The organism is Xenorhabdus aichiensis (assembly GCF_028598775.1).
Taxonomy (GTDB): domain Bacteria; phylum Pseudomonadota; class Gammaproteobacteria; order Enterobacterales; family Enterobacteriaceae; genus Xenorhabdus; species Xenorhabdus bovienii.
The window spans coordinates 47,544-69,814 of sequence record NZ_JAQRFO010000010.1 but is presented as its reverse complement, the minus strand read 5'-3'; the positions used below and the strand labels follow the sequence as shown (position 1 = coordinate 69,814).

Annotated in this window: 16 protein-coding genes; 7 read left to right on the top strand and 9 right to left on the bottom strand. The window is 47.6% G+C overall.

Annotated features, from left to right (window positions below):
- Positions 1–3 precede the first annotated feature (3 nt).
- Positions 4–978 carry an adenosylcobinamide-phosphate synthase CbiB gene (cbiB, locus tag PSI22_RS06735; protein ID WP_273579100.1) on the bottom strand — a complete coding sequence of 325 codons (975 nt, stop codon included), beginning with the start codon at positions 976–978 and terminating at the stop codon, positions 4–6.
- The gene (locus PSI22_RS06730; RefSeq protein ID WP_273579099.1) at positions 975–2,369 is read right to left on the bottom strand and encodes a cobyrinic acid a,c-diamide synthase CobB; all 1,395 of its coding nucleotides are present in this window, start codon (positions 2,367–2,369) and stop codon (positions 975–977) included. Before PSI22_RS06730 ends, cbiB begins: the two co-directional genes overlap by 4 nt.
- A gap of 795 nt (positions 2,370–3,164) precedes the next feature.
- Here PSI22_RS06730 and cobA point away from each other — a divergent pair.
- The 7 genes from cobA (at position 3,165) to PSI22_RS06695 (ending at position 7,613) form a co-directional block, all read left to right on the top strand.
- Positions 3,165–3,965, top strand: coding sequence for a uroporphyrinogen-III C-methyltransferase (gene cobA / locus PSI22_RS06725; protein ID WP_273579098.1), 801 nt, complete (start codon positions 3,165–3,167; stop codon positions 3,963–3,965).
- Positions 3,965–5,038 carry a threonine-phosphate decarboxylase CobD gene (cobD, locus tag PSI22_RS06720; protein ID WP_273579097.1) on the top strand — a complete coding sequence of 358 codons (1,074 nt, stop codon included), beginning with the start codon at positions 3,965–3,967 and terminating at the stop codon, positions 5,036–5,038. The genes cobA and cobD overlap by 1 nt, the downstream gene beginning before the upstream one ends.
- Positions 5,031–5,891: a GHMP family kinase ATP-binding protein gene (locus PSI22_RS06715; RefSeq protein WP_273579096.1), complete on the top strand. Its 861-nt coding sequence runs from the start codon at positions 5,031–5,033 to the stop codon at positions 5,889–5,891. The genes cobD and PSI22_RS06715 overlap by 8 nt, the downstream gene beginning before the upstream one ends.
- Positions 5,892–6,020: 129 nt before the next feature.
- Complete coding sequence (locus PSI22_RS06710; RefSeq protein ID WP_038195605.1) at positions 6,021–6,374, top strand: tRNA-binding protein; 354 nt, start codon at positions 6,021–6,023, stop codon at positions 6,372–6,374.
- Positions 6,375–6,443: 69 nt separating this feature from the next.
- Complete coding sequence (locus PSI22_RS06705) at positions 6,444–6,848, top strand: VOC family protein (RefSeq protein WP_273579095.1); 405 nt, start codon at positions 6,444–6,446, stop codon at positions 6,846–6,848.
- 193 nt (positions 6,849–7,041) lie between these two features.
- Positions 7,042–7,320, top strand: coding sequence for a type II toxin-antitoxin system RelE/ParE family toxin (locus PSI22_RS06700; RefSeq protein ID WP_038185829.1), 279 nt, complete (start codon positions 7,042–7,044; stop codon positions 7,318–7,320).
- Positions 7,320–7,613 carry a HigA family addiction module antitoxin gene (locus PSI22_RS06695; RefSeq protein ID WP_238100352.1) on the top strand — a complete coding sequence of 98 codons (294 nt, stop codon included), beginning with the start codon at positions 7,320–7,322 and terminating at the stop codon, positions 7,611–7,613. The genes PSI22_RS06700 and PSI22_RS06695 overlap by 1 nt, the downstream gene beginning before the upstream one ends.
- 443 nt (positions 7,614–8,056) lie before the next feature.
- Here PSI22_RS06695 and PSI22_RS06690 read toward each other — a convergent pair whose 3' ends face one another.
- The 7 genes from PSI22_RS06690 to PSI22_RS06660 form a co-directional block, all read right to left on the bottom strand.
- Positions 8,057–10,888 (bottom strand): RHS repeat domain-containing protein, encoded by a 2,832-nt coding sequence (locus tag PSI22_RS06690; RefSeq protein ID WP_273579094.1) that lies wholly within the window; start codon positions 10,886–10,888, stop codon positions 8,057–8,059.
- A gap of 827 nt (positions 10,889–11,715) precedes the next feature.
- The gene (locus PSI22_RS06685; protein ID WP_273579093.1) at positions 11,716–12,117 is read right to left on the bottom strand and encodes an SMI1/KNR4 family protein; all 402 of its coding nucleotides are present in this window, start codon (positions 12,115–12,117) and stop codon (positions 11,716–11,718) included.
- Between the two features lies 1 nt (position 12,118).
- Positions 12,119–16,636, bottom strand: coding sequence for an RHS repeat-associated core domain-containing protein (locus tag PSI22_RS06680; RefSeq protein WP_273579092.1), 4,518 nt, complete (start codon positions 16,634–16,636; stop codon positions 12,119–12,121).
- Positions 16,637–16,646: 10 nt separating this feature from the next.
- On the bottom strand, positions 16,647–17,003 hold the full coding sequence (locus tag PSI22_RS06675) for a DUF4150 domain-containing protein (protein ID WP_273579091.1): 357 nt from the start codon (positions 17,001–17,003) through the stop codon (positions 16,647–16,649).
- Entirely contained in the window at positions 16,993–18,213 is a 1,221-nt protein-coding gene (locus tag PSI22_RS06670; protein WP_273579090.1) for a DUF2169 family type VI secretion system accessory protein, read from the bottom strand. Before PSI22_RS06670 ends, PSI22_RS06675 begins: the two co-directional genes overlap by 11 nt.
- 12 nt (positions 18,214–18,225) lie before the next feature.
- Complete coding sequence (gene tssI / locus PSI22_RS06665; RefSeq protein WP_273579089.1) at positions 18,226–20,115, bottom strand: type VI secretion system tip protein TssI/VgrG; 1,890 nt, start codon at positions 20,113–20,115, stop codon at positions 18,226–18,228.
- Positions 20,116–20,126: 11 nt separating this feature from the next.
- Positions 20,127–21,863, bottom strand: a complete 1,737-nt coding sequence (locus PSI22_RS06660; RefSeq protein WP_273579088.1) for a type VI secretion system baseplate subunit TssF — start codon at positions 21,861–21,863, stop codon at positions 20,127–20,129.
- Between the last annotated feature and the right edge of the window lie 408 nt (positions 21,864–22,271).

Here is a 22,271-nt window from a genome sequence, read left to right as displayed (position 1 = left end):
TTCTTATAACACTGCGTTGAATGGCGTTACGCTGACCAGGCTATGCAGCAGCGCAAACAGCAGGAACGCCATCACCGATGCCACCCACATCATCTGCACGGACTGCGGGATATCTTCCGGTGTGACTTCACGCCGTGCGTCACCGATCCACGGTTTTTCAACCCGCTGATTAAAATAGACACTCGGCCCGCCAAGCCGGATACCCAATGCGCCTGCTACCGTGGCTTCCGGCCAGCCACTGTTGGGACTCCGGTGTTGGTAACGGTCACGCCAGCCGATACGCAGTGCCTGACGAAAATCCAACCCCTGCCACTTCGCCGCCAGCGCCAGCAAAAGCCAGCCCAAACGCGCAGGTATCCCGTTCGCCACATCGTCCATGCGAGCCGAGAACATGCCCAGCGCCCGATAACGGGGCGTCTTATAGCCCACCATCGAATCGAGGGTATTTACCGCCTTATAAGCCATCGCGAGTGGAGCGCCGCCAATCATCAGGAAGAACAACGGAGCAATCACGCCATCCACGCTGTTTTCTGCCACCGTTTCAATGGCGGCACGGCTAATTTGCGGCGGTTGTAACTGTGACGTCTCCCGTCCAACAATCTGAGCCAGTTGTTGACGGCTGGCCGCCAGATCGCCCTGTTTCAATGGCTGATAGACCGCATTGGCCGCATCACTCAGGCTACGTCCGGCCAGCACGGTATAAATCAGCCAGACTTCCACCAGCATGCCGAACCAGAACGCCACACCATAAGCCAACCACAGAACCAAATAACTCATCAGCCAGACACTGCCCACCACCACCAGCCACAATGCCACCCCGCCCCATTTCAAATCAGCTTCGGTTTTGCACCGCCGACGAATAATGCGCTCGGACTGGCTGATCAGCCGGCCTATCCAGCGCACCGGATGCGGCCAATGAGGGGGATCGCCCAGTTTCATATCGAGGACAAACGCCGCAAACCAAAGTAAAACGGTCATGATTGCCCCCTTGCCATCTGCTTGCGGGCTATCGTCAACCAGCGATGGAGCAAATCAGGGCATTGGGCAAAATGAACATGCAGATACCCCGCCAGCGTATTGCCGTTTTGATATCCGCCAAACCAGCTTTTCTGCGCCATGCCGCTACGCTGTTTGGTACAGTGGAATACCGGCGTCTCGGCGGACGTGAAATCAGAATAATGGAATTCATGCCCGCGCAGGGTTTCCCCCTTCGCCACCAAAAGCGTGTCGCAGATCGCCGTCGCCTCGCAGTAACCAAAGCGTTTCAGACTCTTTCCCATCTGGCTTTCACCGGCAATCAAACCCACCATAGGGTGGCGAACGCCCTCTGTATCGGTCAGGGCTTCACCGAGATACATCAGGCCGCCACATTCCGCATAAATGGCAATGCCTTTTCGTTGCGCCTGACGCAATGCCTCATGCATAGCGTGATTGGCCGCCAGTGACTGGGCATACATTTCAGGATATCCCCCGCCCAGATAGATCATCTGACACTCCGGCAACTGGCTATCGTGCAACGGACTGAAACGTTTGATGACCACACCCGCTTGTTCCAGCAACAGCAGGTTGTCGGAATAATAAAAATGAAAGGCTTCATCTTCCGCCAGTGCCAGCGTCAGCCCCTGACCGCTGGCCGGATCGACAAGGGAAGCAATATCGCCTTGCGGTAATGTCGGTAATGGAGTCAACGCCAGTAGCTTGTCCAGATCGACCGTCGTTTCTATCTGGTGCGCCAGATTCTGCCACTGTTCATCATGTTGGTTATTTCGCTCTTGGGACGGGATCAGCCCAAGATGACGGGAAGGCAGTGCGATATCCGGCATGACGGGAATATGCCCCAAGACGGGAAGGCCGCAATAGTCTTCAATCGCCTGTTTCAACAACTGAAAATGGCTATCATGGTTCACCCGGTTGATCAGCACACCCGCAATATTGACGGAAGGATCAAAGTGCTGAAACCCCATCACTGTGGCAGCAATGGACGTAGAAACCGCCTTGCCATCCACCACTAAAATCACCGGACAACCAAGCTGCTTTGCCAACGCCGCGCTACTGCAATAATCAGGGTCTGAACCATAGCCATCATATAGCCCCATGACGCCTTCAATAACGGCAACATCCTTATCGGCTACAGCCTGATTAAACAGGCCATTCAGAACAGGGACAGGCAGCATAAAAGCATCCAGATTGCGGGAAGCCACTCCTGTCACCGCACGATGCCAGCCACCATCCAGATAATCAGGCCCCACCTTGAATGGCTGAACCCGTAGCTGGCGGCACATTAGTGTGCGCATGATCCCCAGTGTGACGGTGGTTTTGCCACATCCGCTGCCTGTACCTGCAATGACAAAAGCATATTTCTGCCGCATAGGATTTCCCCAGACTATTTACTTCAAACTATTTACCTGAACCATTTAGCTAAAACTATTCCCTGCCATTAGAACTGGAATATCCAATCTCTCTCATTGATATTTATCAAATAAAACAGATTCAACCTATTTTAAATAACCAAATACACGCATAGCCTTAATAATAGGAAAATAAATTTATTTCATTATTATATTAATAAAACACCCAATAGGGTCTTAAAACAACCGTTTATTGATCACACAAGGAATACATTAACACTATCATTACAAACTGGAATTTTATATTAAAATAACGGAGAGTCATTAATCAATTTTCAAAATACACAGTTTTCATATTTATAAAAATACACATGATAACTTTTGTGATCTTGTTCATACTTATTGAATTTTAAACACTATTTTTATTCATGGATAAATAAAAATAATTATAGAAAAACAAATATACAGACAACAAAAATAAACATAACATATTGAATAATATTTATTTTTTATATGAAAATAATAAAACAAACTAAAATATAGATCATTAATATGACAAAAAAACTTTCATACAGATAAATATTTTCGGGTAATTATTATATGAATCAAAAGAATCCATTATTTTTAAATAAACGAATATTGACCTAAATCAAATTCATTTTATTCACACTCACGTAATAATACGTTAAATTAAAAACCAGATTGAATTGAGATTAAAAGAACGAGAAAAACACAATCCGGTCATTAAATATCATTCATACCACCCGCGTTCCTCTATACGCTTCTATATAAGAAGGAAAATATAAAGGGAGTTCTATGAATAAAGGCAAAGTATGGCTAATCGGAGCAGGCCCGGGCGAAGCCGCGTTAATTACTGTTAAAGGGCTGCATTACATTCAATCTGCGGATGTCATTGTGCATGATCGTCTCGTCAATCCTGAGTTGATTGCACAGGCACCAGAACACTGCGACATCATTAATGTTGGCAAAGAGCGCAATCACCACCCGATCCCGCAGGAAGAAATTAACCAGATTCTGGTTAAACACGCTCTGGCCGGGAAACAAATCGTGCGCCTGAAAGGCGGCGATCCTTATGTATTTGGACGCGGGGGCGAAGAAGCAGAAACGCTGGCACAACAGGGCATCGAATTTGAAATTATTCCGGGTATCAGTTCCGCCATTGGCGGGCTGGCTTATGCCGGCATTCCCGTTACCCACCGCGATTATGCATCCAGCTTCCATGTGGTGACCGGCCACCTTTCCCAAGGTAACGAACCACAAAACTGGCGCGCATTGGCCCAATTGGATGGCACGCTGATTATTCTGATGGGCATGAGCCGTCTGGCCGAAATCTGCCAGCAATTGATACAATTCGGTAAACCTCCCGCTACGCCCGCCGCGGTAATTATGTATGCCAGCCAGCCCAGACAGGAGATGACCATCGCTACACTGGCAACGCTGGCCGCAGAAGTTGAACATCACCAACTGCATGCGCCCGCATTGATTGTGATTGGTAATGTCGTCCGGTTAACTGAAATACTCGCCTTTACCTCCACCCCCATCACACTCAGTTCAACCGCAGTCATGATGAACCCTCTCACCCGGCAGGTGACATAATGAGTGAACACGGCGGCAATAGCATCGAAGTTGCTCAACGGTTCGGCATTCCAGCCAACGAACTCGTCGATTTCAGCGCCAATATCAACCCGTTGGGCGCACCAGAACGGGTGAAGGCGCTGATCAAAGATAACCTTGCCTGCATCGAAAAATACCCCGACGTAGAATATCGCCATTTGCATCAAGCGCTCGCTGACGCTCATCAGTGCGATACCGCTTCTGTGATAGCAGGCAATGGAGCGACAGAACTGATCTACGCCGTTGTCCGTTACCTCAACCCGAAACGCGCCCTGCTCCTCACCCCCGGATTCGCTGAATACCGCCGAGCCTTACAGCACGTTGGGGCTGAGATCATCGCGTATCCATTAACAGAAGACGCAGGATTTCAACCCGATCTACGCCTGCTAGATACACTGACAATGACCCAACCCGATTGTATTTTTATTGCTACGCCCAATAACCCAACCGGTTTAATGCCAGACAACCGGTTTCTGCAATCGTTGGTGCAACATTGTGAAGAGCACCGCATAGCGCTGATTGTTGATGAAGCCTTTATGGATTTTTTGCCCGATAACCGAGGTCTGATCCCGCACATTGCCGCCACCTGCCACCTTTATGTGCTGCGATCACTGACAAAATTTTTCGCCATTCCGGGATTGCGACTAGGCTATCTGGTCAGCGGGGATCGCGCAGGAATTGCGTGGATGAAAAGCCAGCGCGAACCGTGGTCTATTAATGCCCTTGCGGCACGGGTGGGTGAAATCTTGTTGGATGATCAGGCTTATATCACCGCTACCCATCAATGGCTAAAATTACAACAACATTATCTCTGGACGCACCTTTCCTCCTGCCCTGAACTCACCGTCTGGCCGCCTTCTGCGAATTTCCTGTTCTTTCGCTGCCATCAGCCCAGTCTTGATTTATGGCACACACTGCTTGAACATCGGCTGCTGATCCGCCATTGTAAAAACTATGTCGGCTTGGACGCGAGTTACTATCGAATCGCCGTGCGCAGCGAACAGGAAAACCAGCGCCTGATCGCCGCCATACAGCACATTTTCGAGCATGGCTGAAGCCTACTGCCCGGCTTCCTGCGGAGAACTGTTACAAGGGTGGCTATTCGGCGGAGAAAAATTGATCTCCTGCCCCATTAACTGGTTCAGTTGTGTCGCGGTCAGCGAAGGCCGTCCCTCTGCTGATGAACGGCCACGTATGCGCCAGATGGTGGAATTGCTGCTGGAACACTGGAGTGAACCGGCTGAATTATCGGCCTGCCTGCGCATCGAATACCAATCGACGATCCCAATAGCCAAAGGCATGGCCAGCAGTACCGCAGATATTGCCGCCACTGCACACGCCACGGCCAAATTACTGGGTAAATCGCTGAACAGCACCACCCTCGCGCAACTCTGCGTCAAGCTCGAACCGACTGACAGCACGGTGTTTGCACCATTAACGTTGTTCGATCACCTGACCGCCCAAACTCAGATCCCCTTCTCATGGCAGCCGAATATCGATATTTTGCTGTTGGAAAGTCGGCAAACTATTTTGACAGAAGAGTACCATCGGCGGGATCGCCATCAACTCTTGCTGGAAAGTGCGCCGCTGCTCCAACAAGCATGGCGGCAATTTCGTATAGCAAATAAATATCATGACAACTATCGTCTAGGGGAAGCCTGCACACTGAGCGCCATCGCGAGCCAGCCAATACTGCCTAAGCCCCGGTTTTATCAATTATTGGATTTAGTCGAACGAAGTGGAATTTATGGCCTGAACGTCGCCCATAGTGGCAGTGTCATTGGCTTGCTATGCAACAGCCATCAACACGATATGGATAATCTTCGCTGGCAGTTAGGCCAGAAACTTATTTCTGACTACTACCCACAGATACACCCTGTCAAAATGATTACGGGTGGCGTGCGTTAACAGGAATAATTTGCCAAAGAACGGATCATTGCGATCAACATTCCATAAATCAGAAGCTATTTTGCCCTGAACATTTTTTCGCATTATGCTTATGTTAAATAATATTATTTGAACAACCCGTCATACATTATGGAAAATATACATCTCGAACCTGCCACCTTTGACGCCTTTATGTCGCTCGATATCCGCGTAGGCAAAATCATCAAAGCAGAAAAAAACGAAAAAGCCATTAAGCCAGCCTATAAACTTTACATCGATTTTGGCAGTGATATCGGTGAAAAACAGAGCTCCGCCCAGATATGCCAAAACTACACAGAAGAACAATTAATCGGCAAACAAGTATTGGCAGTCGTCAACTTCCCACCAAGAAGAGTGGCGGGGTTTAAGTCAGAAGTCCTCGTTCTGGCCGCCGTCTGTGACGATCAAGGCACTGTACTGCTCCAGCCAGAACGAGACGTGACTCTGGGAACCCGGATGCTGTAATTTATATTTCCGTAAGATAACTTCCCGTGAAAGAGTAATGTGTCGGGTGTCAAAGCTAAAAGGAATAACATGAGAACACAAAAAAGATGTCTAGGTTATGTTGCCATTGTTGTTGATGATTACGACAAAGCTATTGATTATTACACAAATAAATTAGGATTTACGCTGGTAGAAGATACCCCACAGCCGGGTAAAAGATGGGTTGTCGTGACACCCGATCCTGAGAGTGATTGTAATTTATTATTGGCAAGGGCTTCCAACGAAAAGCAGGAAGCGTTTATTGGTAATCAGTGTGGTGGACGAGTATTCCTTTTCCTGCAAACTGACGACTTTTGGCGTGATTACCACAAAATGAAAGAAAACGGCGTTCATTTTTGTGAAGAACCCCGTCAGGAGGAATATGGTGTGGTGGTGGTATTTGAGGATATTTACGGGAATCGGTGGGATTTGTATCAGAATACAGTTTTACAATAGATAGCCATATTATTATCAACAGGTTTAGCCCAATCAAATGCCCCTTTACGCCCCGGCAAATGTGGCTCAAGTAAGTTCCAAATATGATCTGAAATATCATGACGACACTGTATAGTGATTAGTAAAAAGGTGTTGCGTTTCAGGGAACAGGGGCATATATTGTTTCTTGTGGCGCAACAGGGAGCATTAAGGAATGATCAAGAGTTTCAAGCATAAGGGATTACGTCTGTTTTTTGAGACGGGGAAGACATCTGGTATTAATTCTCAACATGCAAAAAAGCTCAAGCAGAGACTTGCTGTGATCAATGATGCGGAAGTTATAGGAGATATTAATCTACCCGGATACAGACTACACCCGTTAACTGGAGATAGAGAGGGTCAGTGGTCAGTTACTGTGTCAGGAAATTTGCGTGTGACATTCGAGTTTATTGATGGTGACGCATATATTGTTAACTATGAGGATTATCACTAATGAAGATGTTTAACCCACCCCATCCCGGTGAAGTTATTGCCGATGCTTTAGAAGAGTTGGGATTAGGTATTCGTGATCTTGCTAGGGCGTTAGATGTTGCTCCCTCTACAGCGCAACGTCTCGTGACATGTAAAGCATCTGTCACGCCAGAGATGGCTGTGAAGTTGTCCAAGGTTCTTGGTAGTAGCCCTCGGTTGTGGTTGAAATTGCAAGAGTCTTATAGCCTTGATAAAGCCGAAAAGACAGTTGATGTTTCAAAATTAACACCGCTCTTTACGCCGATAAATTATTAGTAAATATAAGCCACTAAAAAGTGGACTTTGTTTACGATTTTGTGGAATCGACATTTCACTCCAACTGGTTGGATATGTGACCAGTTCCTAATCTCTCATGCAACGAATAAATTGAACTGCCCTAACTAAAAGCCAGCACTTACATGCTGGCTTTTAAGTATCATGTTTTAATCAAGAACTTTTACTGACGTGATAGACCCAATAGGGTGAAAATCAGGAACTGTAGTTCTTATGTTTCCGTCAGGCAGGAAGTAATTCTGCGCAGCACCACCAAATACTAATAGCGATAGAGGAAAACGCGCATTTGGGTTATGAAACACCACTTACATCCAGCATGATAAAGCCAAAAACGGCCGAACCTAGGGTTAGCAGGCTCGGCCATTGGCGCTATTTCACCGTTATTGCATTGCTAATGCGAGAAAATCTTCTTCAATTACAGAAAATTAAGATGCCGCCCGTGGTTGAGCAACGACACGGCCAAGGCGGTATCGCTCAGCTGTATAGTCATGATCTCTCACCTCACTGTTACTGCTGATGATACGCAAAGCAAGATTTCCTACTCTAGGTAATTCCGCACCTTCATCACGTGTGGGTTCAGAAACATCACTGATAATAGCCGCTTTCCGCTGTTGATCTTGGCCGACAATGGTTCCCAATACCGCCATAAAATGGAAAGGATAACTCCCTTTATATTTCTTATTTCCACTCGTTTCCGCTAACATCAAGCCTTCGCCTATGTTGGGTACAGGTGTATCATCAATATCCCTGATCTGCTTACTATTCAGCGGTAACTGACCGCCTTCATCCCCAGCAAAATCATCATCAGAAGCATTAAAGGAAAAATGGCCTCCAGTGTGGGTTTTAAATTCTGGCTGTATGGAAACCTTATCGCTGGTTTCTTCTCCTTGAGCCTCAGCGGCATAATTAAAAGGCCTATCCCTGCCATGCAGACGATCAATAATATATTCCGTCGCACTGATACAGCTTTTTGGTATATCCTCTTTCAAACGGAACTGCGTAACATTGTTTGATAACCCCGGTACTTTTTCAAATAATTCTTCAGGCAAGAGTAACGCAGAAGTCTTGAGATCCTTGACCGTCCTATCCCCCGACACCAAATAGCCTTTATCATCTTTCACCTCAATCGTCGAACGCTTTTTGCTCAGAGTTAACCTGAATTCCACACCTTCAATGTTTTCAAATTCCGGCTCACGCTTACGTTTTGGCATCCTACCGTCGCTATCTTCCCAAGTTATCGGATTGTTTCTCACCATCCTGAACAAGTTCAGTCCATCTACCGTTCCCGCCGGATCGGCGCTCAACCATCGACCTGCCCAACTTTGGTAATAGCGATAACCGTAGTAATACAATCCCGTCGCATCCCGCTCCTTACCTGAATATCTGATGGTTTTATAATCCGCTTCCGTCTGGTTTTTTGCCGTCCATACTGACGTCCCCCCGTACGGATAGTATTCCTCCTGGCTGATCACCATCCCGGCACTGTTGACTTCCAGATTGCTGCTGCCTATTAAATTGTCATAGCTATAGCGTATCTGGTCGTTATTTATGCCATCTGGCAGCCCGTTTTCCCAATGCAGCACCCGAACTTGTGCCCGACCTGCCTCTCCGACCGTGATAGTGTGCAAAGCTTCTTTCAAGGTGCTGCCACTCTGAGTAGTGCGTAACTCTAGCCCCGGCAGGTAAATCACCTGCTGCATCTGGCTTCCGCTGCCGGTCTGTTGCGTACTCACTTTCACTATGCGCTGGCTGTCAGCATCATAGCGGTAAGTTTCTTTATCTGACTGAGCGCCCCTGCTAACAGGCGTAACCTGCTGTAGCTCTCCCCTGCCTGTCCAGATAAGCGGCTGCCCCGGCAAGAGCTGTAGCTGATGTCCCCCCTGATCAAACAACGCATCCACTTGTGCGGGATCTTTCGTCAGGGTATTAAGCACCGCCCGATTACTGCGGTTTGATACGGTGATGTCATTCGTATAATTGTTATTGCTTATCGGTGCGCTATGGCGAATTTGCGTCAGGTTGCCTCCTTCGTCATAGGTATAGTTGCGGGTGTAGTGGGTATAACTGCTGTTGTCTGTCGGCAATGGAATGACAGGATGAGGCAGAGAAGTGTTCTGTTGACCGATATTGGCGAGTTCTCTACCGGTAGCCACAACCAACTGGTACAGGCTGTCATAGGTGTACGTGTTGGCTGCATCTACTTTCTGATTGCGCCAGAAGCGGGTGGCTTCCGCATCATTAACCACGCTGAGTACATTCCCCACCGGATCATAGTCATAGCGCAGATCCAGCAGAACTTTCGCTCCCGCAGCATGGCCTGCCGGCCGTTCGGTTTTAATGCCAATCAGCCGTTGCGTTTCCACTTCATAGCGGTAAGTCGTCACCAGCCCATTGCCATGCTCCTCCCGCAGTTTTTGCCCGGCTGCTGAGTAGGTCTGGGATTTAAGAATCACCTGCTCAGTTTGCCCTTTCAGGGTCAGCCAACTGCCACGCAGTAAGCCCGCTACATCATAGGCCATGCGCTGTCTATTGCCTTTCGCATCGGTCTGGGTCAGCAACATCCCCGTGGCATCGGTCGTCGTCGTGGTAGTAAAGACCTCTGGCGATAACAGGGCATTCCAAGCCGGCTCGTCATTTCCCTGCCAATCTGCATTGACATCATCTTTCAGTAACTGACGGCTGACAGACTGGGGAACATTCGTCAGAGAAATACTGTTTGTCAGATTCAAACCCGCAGTATCGTAGTGTCGGGTATAAGCACCTGCCAAATTCTGAGCTTGCTCTGACGGGTTATTACCCGCCCAAACGAAACGCCCGGTTATCTGGGATGTGCCCTCTTTCGGTTGTTCGGTGATACTTAGGAGGCGCCCCGGCAAGGTGCTGTCTTCATACTGCCAAGTCCGAATAACATTGGTTGCATTCACATTCAGCACCGGACGATTAGCAATATCATCCAGCGAGACGTTGCTACCTGCATCCACACTATCAGTACGCAGCACTTCTCCCGTCAATGCGTGAAAATAGGCGAAATTGGGTTTAACGGTCGCGTCTGTCTGCTGTAACTCAAACAGACGTGGGTCAATACTCTGAATCAGTTGCCCAAGGGCGTTGAACTGATGGCGGGTAATACGATTATCGGTGGTTTGCGGCGTATCCGGATGACGGTGGTAATGGATGTCTCGAACCGTCTGACCGCGATTATCCAATACCATTACCGTCGGTGTTTTGCTGTATAACGTGTAATCGGTATGACTCATAATTGTTTCTCCTCAAGGGGCTGTGTGGGATATGGGTTCGGCTTGGGGGGAAATTCTGTAAGAACTGACATTGTTTTCATCCTTAATGTCATAATAGGGGTAATATTGGTCGCTTTATGATACGGTATATTCAAGAAAAAACGTTGTTAACTGTTACAGAATGCGAAGAATAAATTATGTTACAAATATCTCATTAATATGCTACTAGTAAATTTTATTATTGCTGATGAAATATTTATTTACATAATATAGATTTATTTTTATCATAATAAACATTTATAATATAGGATATCTTTCCAATTATTAGTTGTTATTAATATATAGAAAATACAATTTTTAAATATTATCAATCTGGTAATAATATAATTTCATCTGAAATAGATAATAATTAAAAAATTTGACTTATCTAAATTTAACACACAGAAATACGCAATTAATTAATCCCAAGAAAATAGCATCAAGTTATCCATTGATAATGTCAAGTAAAAGATAAAAATCAATATATTTATAAACAGCATCCATATAGTAGGATCCCCCCTTTAATCTCATCTGAATATTCGAAAGATCATATCTGTCACTACATACCTATTTTTTCAGGTTTTATTGCTTAACTTTAGAGATAACTTCTGTGTCAACTATTGCCCTACCATACCACCAGATTATTTTAACTGAACAACATTTTACTTTAATTCAGCAGCTCTTCAATATCTCCAACCCAGGGTGTTCATAAATAAGACCGGAAGATTACGCGAATTTTCCGGCTTTACAATCAAAGACTATTGCATTGATATTTTTTATATAAATCTATTTCTGCCAGAATATATTCACTAAAAACATACTCCGTTTTTTTTTATCTCGTCACCCTCGGTATAACAATAAACATAAGGGTCGTCGTCATTCCTATCCACAAAAAACAAAGCAGAATAACCCTGATGCAATGAAAATGAAAACATCTTATCAGGTAATTTAATGTGATTCTCCTGCATTAATTCAATAGTCCATTCATTTATATCATCTATATCTTTAAATAAAGTATCTGTACCTTTTCTAAAATCACCAGAATCAGCCCCAATAAGTGATAAATATATTTTATAATATCTGGGCAATTTGCCATATTTATCTTCTAGGTTTAATATTTGGTGTTTGTCACACCCTTTAACAACTAATCCTTTTGAATCTAATATATCAGTTAGTTTCTTAATTTCATTAACAAAAAAAATCTCTTCCATATCACCATCCCCAAGTTACATCAACTTTGATTCCCTTGAAAATACTGACGAATTGGTCTATTACACTATCACATGAACGACATACTCGTAGCTCAGAATGTAAATAAATATGCCCCTGAGCTGTTCGTGGAAATTTACGAGCCAGATGCTCAAATATTTTCACTTCAGAGTCAAAACCTCTTAGATTTTCAGTATTCCGACCCACTGCATAAGTATAGAACTCCCTATTATTTAAATCAGGAATATCCACAAAGTTGTCAACATTCCTCCTTGCTCCACTGATGGCATCTGCTGTACCTGATTCTCCATTAATATTATAGTTAGATGTAGCAATATTTCTATTCTCGTCAACAAGACCTTTTTCTCTGTAATTGATAAATCTGTCCTTAGGCGAACAAGCTACCAACCCAAACGGATCAATCCAAGTTAACGGATTATACACATATCCATACGGATTCACTCCCCCCAACAGCCCTATCGGGTCGGGCGAGATATACTGCCCGGTCTCCGGTGAGTAATACCGAAAACGGTTATAGTATAACCCACTTTCTTCATCCAGCCACTGGCCGGCAAAGCGCAGATTACAGCTAACGTGATAATCTTCATCATTTGCAGCTAGTAGCGGCATCCGCTCGGCTTTGCCCCAAGTGGTCAGCCGGTTTGCCCATACCAGCTTACCGGCTTCGCTCAGTATTTCCCGTGGCGTCCCCTGATGGTCACTGACGATGTAATGTAACTTGCCCTTTTCATAACGAGCCGAAGGCGTAAAGGCACCCGGCGCATACAGCCAACAAATGCGGCGATCATGGGCAGGTGAACCATCTGCATACAGTGGGGTTTCCTCAACTAACTGGTTGCCGCTCCACAGGTAGTCATACCCCGTAATGGTATCCGGTTTCGCCGTCAAATCCGGCTTACCATCCAGCCAGCGTTGCAAATTGGCTGCGGTCAGTTTACCATCGTGGACTTTCAGCTTACGGATACGCCGCCCAAAAGCATCATAACGATAGTGCCAGCGTGAGCCGTCCGGTGTTTCGCAATGGGTCAACTGGTTTTGGGTATCCCAGCGGTAACGCCATATCTGCGGCCGGAAACCATCATGGTGCTCGGTTTTCTCCACCTGTCGGCCATTGTCATCGTAACGATAAGAAACATTACCGCGTTTAACGACCCGTCCCGCCTGCTGGCGCTGTTCAATCTGCTCAACCGCGCCCCGTGCGTCCACCGGCAGGTGTTGGCTCAGGTTGCCGTTGGCGTCATAACCAAACTGTTCTTCATAGGGCAGCCGGCCATTGAAGGTTGCGCTGACTATCTGGTCATTCTGGTTATAGCGGTAGCGGGTTTGCCCCCAGATACCGTCATCAATCACTCTGACGCTGTAGGCGCGATCATATTGCCAGCTACGGTTAACCGCCGTGGCCTGCGGTGGGAAGTGCGGATCATTTTGTGCCAAGGTTTCGCGAAACAGCGCCGTGGCGCGTCCTGCGGATTGGTGTGCCAACAGCCCCGTGGCGGTATAACGGCTGGCAAGGATAAATCCCTCCGCGCTTTCCCGCACAGTTTCCCGCCCCAAGGCATCATGGCTCAGAGTCAGTGGCGTATGCTGGTTAAACTGAAAGTGATTCAGCCCTCCCATCACGGAGTAACCAAAGTGCAGGGCATGATCACCAACAGTCTCGGTGGTGATTTGCCCTGTCAGGCTATTCCACTCACGGGTGATTTCCCGCCCATTGATGCGCTCACACACGGGCAAACCAACCGCATCATATTCATATTCCACAACCGCATCGTTATTGACTGCGCGAGTAAGCTGATGGCGGGCGTTGTACTCGTAGGTAGTGGAGGCTTTCAGTTCAAGCCTGTCCCCGTCCTGATACCAGGTTTCCTGTCGGGTTACCAAGCCCGCCGTTGAATAATGCCAGCGCAGCAAATGGTTATCCGGATAGCGCGCCTGAATACGACGCCCCAGCGCATCATACTGATAGTCGATGGTGCGGCCGGTAAAATCAATTTCACGGATAATTTGACCGGCAGCATCCCGCTCATAGCGGTAAGTTTCTCCTGTAGACGCAGTGACGGAACAAAAACGGGTGAGGCGATCATAACCAAAGTGCAATGTCGTGCCATCGGGACGGGTAACGTGGGTAAGCAAGTCAAAAGCGCCATAACTATAGCGGGTAGTACGGCCTTCTCCATCTGTAACAGCGATAACACGTCGTTCACTGTCATATTCAAGATGCTGGGTAACACCATCCGTCAGTTCAACTTCGGTCACGCTGCCATTCAGGCTGGCATGGACGTTACTGTAGCGATAACGACTTTCCTGCTTCAGTGCATTGGTAATACGGCGCAGACGCCCCAGTTCATCCAACTCCAAACCCGTCGTTTGGCCATCAGGCGTCATAATTGCGGCAAGTCGCTGATGCTCATCATAGGCATAATGCCATTGCCGGCCATCCGGCAACAGATGCTGCCGCAGTTCCCCATGAGTACCGTACTGATATTCTTCTTTGTGTCCTTGCGGATTGGTGACCGCAGCCAGATTACCCTGCTCATCATGATGGAAGTGCCAAGTATCGCCCGTAGGCTGAGTTGCCTCGATCAGTTGACCATGTTCATCATAGTCATAATAAAAAGCGTCCCCCGTTGGTAATACAATTTCAGTTAATGCACCGTCATTGTTGTAATCAAAAGTGGTATAACCACCCAGTGGATCAATTTCCCAAACCTTCTGGTTGTAACGCCACTGAGTCCGCGTTTCACGCCCTAACGGATCAACCTCACGGATCACTTGATTATTTTGGTTGTAATAGGAAAGGGTCTTTCCCCCTTCGGCATCAAGATAAGTGGTCACACGGGCCTCATCGTCATAGATAAAACGATCGCACCAGTGGCCGCTGGAAGAATTAGTGGAAAGTACCCGCCCACGTTCATCGTAAGTAATATAAAAATCTGTCTGCTCCGTGTCGTGCCAGCGGGTCATAAACCCCTGTGCCGTATATTCATACCACAGATGTTTGTCCTGGAAGGCGTCACATTCAGCAAGATAGCCGTGCGAGTCATAATGACAGGTGACTAATCGCTGCTGTACCTGCTGCCAGTGGTAATCCACTGTCTGGAGTTGATGTTCCTGATAACTGAGGGTTAACCGGAAACCGTCATTGCGCACGACCTCAACCAGCCGGTGTTGAGTGTCGTAGATAAACTGAATCGCATTCTGGCGACGGTCAGTGATAGCAGACAGTCGGCGGCGGTTGCCCTGGACGTAGTTAAAATGGAAAGTTTGTTGGCTCGACCGATCAATCAAACTCAGTTCACCATCGAGTTCCCCCGTCAGTAAACCGTGAAGAAGGTGGCGATTACGGGCCAGCACCTGATTTTTGGGTGTAGTAAAACCATATACTTGCCCGTCAGCATCAGTAAAATGGATTACACCGTCATCTATTACTAGCTGGCGTGACCAATCATCTATCCATTTGGATCCAAAAATCCCACTCAGATTGGAAGTAGAACGATAGATTCGGGTCAACCTAATCGGTAACAGCCCGGGAATGTCAATGACTGGGTAAATTTTCAGGTAGTCTCCCGTAGTTATATCGACAGGATCACCTTTTAAGTTACATAAAGAGCCTTTGCTGTTTTTTTCTTCAGACTCGGTTTCTTCTTTTTTCTCTTTTTTCTCTTTGTCTGTTGATTTCTTGGGCTCAGTAGGTTTTCTCTCCCCAGGCTTTACTTTGGAGCCAAGTCCTTGCTGCTCTGCTTTGGCTGTTTTAGATAATGACTTTTCTGCATCAGTTAGCGGCCTGGCTTTATCCAATACTTTTTCTGTTGCAAGAATTTCAGTTATCGCCTTTTCTCCTTTAACTGCTCGTGACAAAAAAGTCACTGACTCAGTACCTGCTTTGATAATTGTCTTTACCTCACCAGGGCCAACAAACAGAGAGGCAACTGTGCCTATCAAAGCCCCGCCTTTTTGAGCAGGGTTACTTAATTCCATATGTAAAGACCCCAAAGCTCCTTGGACTGTATCTCCATACCATTGACCTGCATTAGAAAATGCAGAACCTACTTTGTCAGCCCCTACCGATGTCAGTACATACCCTATTCCTTTCAATTCCATTTCAGGAATTTTCTCTACAAGTTGAGAGAGATCTACCAAAGTATTAAAAAACTCCTTTCCAGCTCCTTTTATTGCCTCTCCTGGGTGCATTACTGCCTCAACAAGATTATGTCCTTGTTCCTTACCCCATTGAGCAACAGAATCAAATTTTTCTTTAAAAAGTTGCGGGGGATGCTCACTAACATAGTTGAATTTTTCCTGTAGATCCCTGAAGACGTCACCAAAGATATTTCTTCTATCTCTATTATGGCTTGAAGCTTGTAATTCTTGTGGTGTTTCCGACTTAACAGGAAGATTAGCTTCTCTTGGACTTTTCCCCGCCTGCCCTGACTGCCCAACAATAATACCTTTCGTATTCCCCGTGCCGGTCGGGCTATCGTCCTTTACTCCTTTTGACATAATCGCCCCCTTATGCCCCATTCATCCAAAATTTATCCCCGTGGCGTAACGTCAATTTGCCACCCGCCCGCACCGTTTGCGTGTGTTCTTCCGGGTGACACTTCCCCCCGACTGTGCCGCTTTTAACACCAGTGGCCGTCCCCGCTTCATCACCCAAAGTCTGCGGCACAAAACTTTGCGCAAATACCACCACCGGCTGCCCGTTTGCCCGTACCGAGGTTGTCGGCACAGAGGCATCCTCCAGTTTGGCGATAACGGGATAGGGGATCGGTGGTGTAGCAGGACCCATCGGGGTTTTACATACATCAGGAACCAGACTGATAATTAGCCATTGAGTATCTTTACGGGCAATATAGTTATCCGCCATGATTCTGCTCCGGTTGGGGTGCAAATGTGATTAAGGGGGCTTTGGGATTTATTTCAAACCGCGCTTCTGTGACTCTGATGAGTAAGTCGATGCTGAAATGCAGACGAAAAGTCAGTTCCAGTGTCATTGCATCGGTGTCAATAATCAGGGTATCGAGGTTCATCAGAACCGGAAAAAGAGCACCATCCTCCATGCGGAACAGAATAAAAGGACGATGCCCCGGCAGTTGAGTTTGTAAGGAGCCATCCGGTGTTAGGTTAGTCAATTGCAATGTGATATCGGTAGAGGGCCAGTCAATTTGCTGATCTTGTGGCGCACCATTCCAGTAACCGAAATCAAAATCCTGTGGCAGATAGGGATGGCGTTGATCCAGCCATGTTTGGTCATAAGTGCCGGCCAGCGTTCGCCGTGGCAGCCACGCCCGCCCGATAACGCCCATCCCTTGTGGCTGGCAGGCGGGTTCAGTCGCCGATAAATGACCGGACAGCATGGCAGCAAAGTGCTGCGCCGTTATGGGCGCATCCGGTCGGGTAATACGCGGTGCTACATAGCGCGGTAGATTTTTGGCCTGCGCATACCAGGGCAAGATAAAACCTGAACCGATAGGGTTGTATTCCAAAACCGCATGAGCAATCGGTGCCTGTTCACCATCAGGGTGCTGGCTGCGCTGTTCAAGGGAGAGTTTATCGTCTTCCGTCAAAGTATTGGCAGCTTCATCATCACCCGCCTCAATCCGGCATTCCCCCCCAAAAGCGTAACGGTAATCAAGGGGCAGGCGATCAAAAGGTTTGGGTTCAGAGAGTTGCCATTGCCCGTTATCCGTGCGGAAAAATTCCCGCTCGCCGGAGATCTCCAGTGTCTTGTCAAGCAGAGTGTCACCGTTAGCATCGGTCAGTAGCAGACGCACAGGAAAAGCCGGACACGGCTGACCTTCTGGCGCATAGGCGGTGCCATTGACAATCACGTCACATTTCGGCTTAAACGGTGCCAGATCACTTTCCTGCAACACCTGCGAGACATTCAGCGCCCCCCGATACTGATCCTGTACACACAAGGACATCACGGGGAGCAGCTCGGCCAGGTATTCGCCCTTTCCCGCCGACAGCAACTGGTAGCCCACTTTCATGGCAACCACATGGTATTCTTCATCTTCCGTATCCAGCATCCGGTAGTTCATGACCGAAAAGGGGGTGAGGTTTCTGAATTCCATCGCCTTGTCTCCTTAGTTCAAGTCAATATCTTTGCCGTGGATTTGCACAGGGCCGCTGGCTTCAAACAGGAACTCCTTCCCTTTGATGGTAATCTTGCCATCGCTGTCCATCCGCATCGTACTGTTACCGCATTTCAGTTCGATCACCTTGCCGGCCGAGATCGTCAGTGTTTGCCCCACGGAGACGGTTTTTTGCATGCCGACCGTTTCGGTCTGACTCATGGAAACTGAGGTATTCATATTGGCACCGACAGAAATGGTATAAGACTGTCCGACCGTCAATGTCTTGGCGAGTCCGACGACTTCGGTGCTGGTATGCTGTACCACTTCCTGTTTGTTTTTTTTCACTATAACGGCCTGATTCCCATCAATCGTTTCCGTATGATTACCCTGCACTTGCGTAGTCCGGTTATTCAGCACCTTGGTGTTCATGTCTTTTTGGGCATGGATAAACACTTCTTCGCTGCCTTTCGCATCCTCAAACCGCAGTTCATTGAATCCTTCCCCTTTATGGGTACGCGTCTTGAAGGTGGTACGGGTTTTCTGCGCGGGTAAATCGAGAGGGGGACGGTTCAGGCCGTTGTAGTTACACCCTGTCACGATAGGACGATCAATGTCACCGTTCAGATAAGAGACAATCACTTCCTGACCGATACGCGGTATCGCCATAAAACCGAAGCCATTGCCGTTCCAACCCTGTGCCACACGCACCCAGCAGGAGGAGCCATCCCCCGGCGTATCATGGCGGTTCCAGTGAAAATGCACCTTAATAGCGCCGTGCTCGTTGACAAAAATCTCTTCGCCCGGCGGCCCCACTACTATTGCCAGTTCATCCCCGTCGGCCAGCGGTTTGTAACGGTACGGGGGACGCCAGTCGTCTTTGCCCGGAATAAAGGTGACGTTATTGGTCAGCGTAGTGCCTTCACCCGCAAGACCTGCCGCCTGTGGCTGGGAACCATAGTGATTAACGGTCACCACCTGCCAGCGGTCATTCATGGTCGCAATGGGATGGGATTTCAGGATAAAGATTTTGCCGGGACGCAACTGAATACAGTTGGTTTGAGCCGAACCCAGCTTACTTTCGCTGTTCAGTTGGTTAAGCCTCACCTCGCCCAGCGGCTTACCTTCTTTGCTCCCCGGGAAACGGCCGTAACTTTCAAACACCGCATGACGCCCGCCCTGAGGCAATGTGGCCTGTGTCTGCAACGGCTGGGAAGGCCGCAGGTAGTTGTAGTCCTTGTGAATATACTCATCCGGACAGAGGTATTCTGCGTACTGCCACTGCCAGGCGGTAGTATCTTTGTCATCGGTACTGGGCTGGACGTTGTAAGTCAGATTAAGATCCGCCGTCATCCCCAAATGGGAATCACTGAAAAACAGTTGTTCTTCCTCAAACCAGAAAACAATCCCCTCTTCCGCCGCCAGCCGACACCAGAAGTCATAGGCAGATTCGCGCTTCTGAGTGGTGTATTCCCGAACGGGGTGGTGATCACTATCGTCATAAAACTTGCTGTCCGACTTGACCCGATGCTCTTTCAGCAATTTTTTAAGTATGTCCGGTACGGGCTCCCGCTGAAACAAACGGCTGTCCTGATGAAGGCTCATCCGCCACATCTCCGGCCGGACAGTAAACGTGTAGTAAGTCTGTCGCCCGTCAGTATTGCCCTGCGCGGCACCCGCTACGATCCCTTTGACCGTGCGATCCACCTTGCCATTGCGGGTGACGGTCAGAGAAGCATAAGTGCCCAATTGATCATTGAGGACCACACTGTTAAGCGGGCTGACTACGGTCAGAGACAAGTGATAAAGCTGTGACAGCCCTTCTTGTAAACTGAAACTCACTACCTGAAAAGTCGTGGCCGGTAACGCACCTATCTGGCAAGTAAACACTAATCCATCCATTTTGCAGCTCCTCACATAATTGGGCGATACCCTTGAAGCGGACAAGGCGATAAAAGCCAGCGGATATCGGAAGTATTCCCGATGACGGTCATTCGCATACGCATATCTTCGGTAAGACAGAACGGCAAAAACTGGTATAAAGCATTAGCAAACCGGAACAGTTCGCCCTGATGGGTATAAGCCGATTCATCCAGTGTCAGTTCGACATGGATACAGCGGTAAGGCACGCCACGGATCAGCCAATCACCGGGCGTGGATTGAATCGCTAAAATGCCCGCAGTTAACCGCTGGATATCACGATGGGCATGACGGTCAAGATCCGCATAAAAATCGTAATCCCATAACAATTGTTTGAGAGCCGATACCGAGTTCAGCCAGAAACCGTTGGCGGCATGGTGTGACAGCAACCCCCAATAGCGTGAAGAATCAGTGACCGGCGGATAGCTGGGCGCGGTGGGCGTGAGATTGCTGACTTGCAGGCCATCAGGAATATCCTCACTCGCGTGGCAGATATCGCCCACCGCCAATGTCGGCAGTCCTGTATCGAATGCCACAAAATGGCAGGTAAATTCCTGCTCTGGCGGCTGTTCCATCGGCCGGGCATGGCTGTCGTAAAACATGAGTGCATACTCCAGATGCCCCAACGCATCACGGGTCATCTCCAGCGCATAAAACCAGACTTCTTCATCAGCATGACGGAAGAAATGCGTGAATTGGCTCATCGGATAAAACTGACATCGCTTGCCGCGCTCTTTACCGGGTTCATCTTTTAACCGGAGGTCAGTCATGTGCAAGAGCCCCTGTCCGGGCGGCAAAGGCAGGGGATAACGAGCAGTATCGGTCGCAAAGGACTGTGTCACCTGCGACCGGCGTTCAAGGTTCACGACGGGGACACAATGGAGCTGAAAAGCATCAGCCAGTTGCGCCTCAGACAAAGGCAGAGTGTCATAGAGTTTCAGCGTCACGCTGAACTGCCGGCTTTCCTTCATGGATAACCGACTGCGCATCACCGTAGGCAGGGATAATGTCAGGAAATGATGAACATGGGGCAGATAGAGCGATTCCATCAGCATTTGCGGCGCCCAGTTACCCGCGACAGCGATCGGCGGTGATAAGATCAGCCGGGAAGCCCCTGACAACGGTTCAAACCAGAAAGGCTCGACCGGATAAGTCAACCCGTCATAGTGCAGTTCTACGCGCTGCAAGAGACGGCACAGGGACAGCATCAATGTATCCGCCACTGCCTCATCAGGGCTGAGAAACAGACTGATAGGACGGATAGGCCAGTGATCATCCTTGCCAATATATTGGAACGTAAGGGTGATCAGGGTGGTTTCTGCCTGATAAGTGATATCCCGCGCCAGCAATATCAGCGGTTCAATAGGGCAATCTCTGCTCGTGACAAACGTCACCCCGGTGCCTGATGAAACTTCGGATCCTCTCGGCAGGGTGCAGGAAAAATCAAACCCTTCCCGCCTGTCGAACTGAACGACACTGGTAGCGGGAATGCCTTTGATAGATTGCGCGGTTAATCGTTGCAACAGAGGCAGGGTCATTTCCGGGAATGCATCATCCACTTTCTGATGCAAGCGAGCCATTAAAGCAGCAAAGCCTTGATTCAGTCTTTCAATATCAGGATCATTTCCATTAAAGTGATCTGCCAGATGGGGCTTTTCCTCACCGACCAGTTTTTCGAGTTGCCGCAGATAATCCAATTCCCAGTGGTAATAAAATTGAAAAGCCTCCATACTTGCCTCCTTCAAAAAGCTATGCTGAGTAAAATATTATTTTCATTTTGAAATATATAATTATTTATGTATTTTTATATTGCAGATTAATAATAAAATGGTGTTTTAAGCATAATCTGATTTATTTTAAGTAAGAAAAATAATATAAAAACGATAAGCGTTAATAAAATAGCTAACTAACATTCAATTCTACAAAAAATAAAATAGCATTATAATTATTTTCAATAACAAAATTACACAATAATATCACTCGATAAAACATCCTTTATTAACATCCAGTTAACAATAATTAATGCAAAACAAATAATATTAAATTCATTATATTTATGGGGATAATTCTAAAATACTCTCACACGGATTCGTTATTCAGAACCTATCCATCAAGTGTAATAGTTGCCGTCAGTTAGA

Excerpts from the sequence above, each read along its gene's own strand:
- PSI22_RS06705 (WP_273579095.1), top strand. The coding sequence starts at position 6,444 with ATGAGAACACAAAAAAGATGTCTAGGTTATGTTGCCATTGTTGTTGAT.
- PSI22_RS06660 (WP_273579088.1), bottom strand. The coding sequence starts at position 21,863 with ATGGAGGCTTTTCAATTTTATTACCACTGGGAATTGGATTATCTGCGG.
- PSI22_RS06700 (WP_038185829.1), top strand. The coding sequence starts at position 7,042 with ATGATCAAGAGTTTCAAGCATAAGGGATTACGTCTGTTTTTTGAGACG.
- PSI22_RS06695 (WP_238100352.1), top strand. The coding sequence starts at position 7,320 with ATGAAGATGTTTAACCCACCCCATCCCGGTGAAGTTATTGCCGATGCT.
- PSI22_RS06685 (WP_273579093.1), bottom strand. The coding sequence starts at position 12,117 with ATGGAAGAGATTTTTTTTGTTAATGAAATTAAGAAACTAACTGATATA.
- cobD (WP_273579097.1), top strand. The coding sequence starts at position 3,965 with ATGAGTGAACACGGCGGCAATAGCATCGAAGTTGCTCAACGGTTCGGC.
- cobA (WP_273579098.1), top strand. The coding sequence starts at position 3,165 with ATGAATAAAGGCAAAGTATGGCTAATCGGAGCAGGCCCGGGCGAAGCC.
- PSI22_RS06715 (WP_273579096.1), top strand. The coding sequence starts at position 5,031 with ATGGCTGAAGCCTACTGCCCGGCTTCCTGCGGAGAACTGTTACAAGGG.
- PSI22_RS06730 (WP_273579099.1), bottom strand. The coding sequence starts at position 2,369 with ATGCGGCAGAAATATGCTTTTGTCATTGCAGGTACAGGCAGCGGATGT.
- PSI22_RS06690 (WP_273579094.1), bottom strand. The coding sequence starts at position 10,888 with ATGAGTCATACCGATTACACGTTATACAGCAAAACACCGACGGTAATG.
- PSI22_RS06670 (WP_273579090.1), bottom strand. The coding sequence starts at position 18,213 with ATGGAATTCAGAAACCTCACCCCCTTTTCGGTCATGAACTACCGGATG.
- tssI (WP_273579089.1), bottom strand. The coding sequence starts at position 20,115 with ATGGATGGATTAGTGTTTACTTGCCAGATAGGTGCGTTACCGGCCACG.
- PSI22_RS06680 (WP_273579092.1), bottom strand. The coding sequence starts at position 16,636 with ATGTCAAAAGGAGTAAAGGACGATAGCCCGACCGGCACGGGGAATACG.
- cbiB (WP_273579100.1), bottom strand. The coding sequence starts at position 978 with ATGACCGTTTTACTTTGGTTTGCGGCGTTTGTCCTCGATATGAAACTG.
- PSI22_RS06675 (WP_273579091.1), bottom strand. The coding sequence starts at position 17,003 with ATGGCGGATAACTATATTGCCCGTAAAGATACTCAATGGCTAATTATC.
- PSI22_RS06710 (WP_038195605.1), top strand. The coding sequence starts at position 6,021 with ATGGAAAATATACATCTCGAACCTGCCACCTTTGACGCCTTTATGTCG.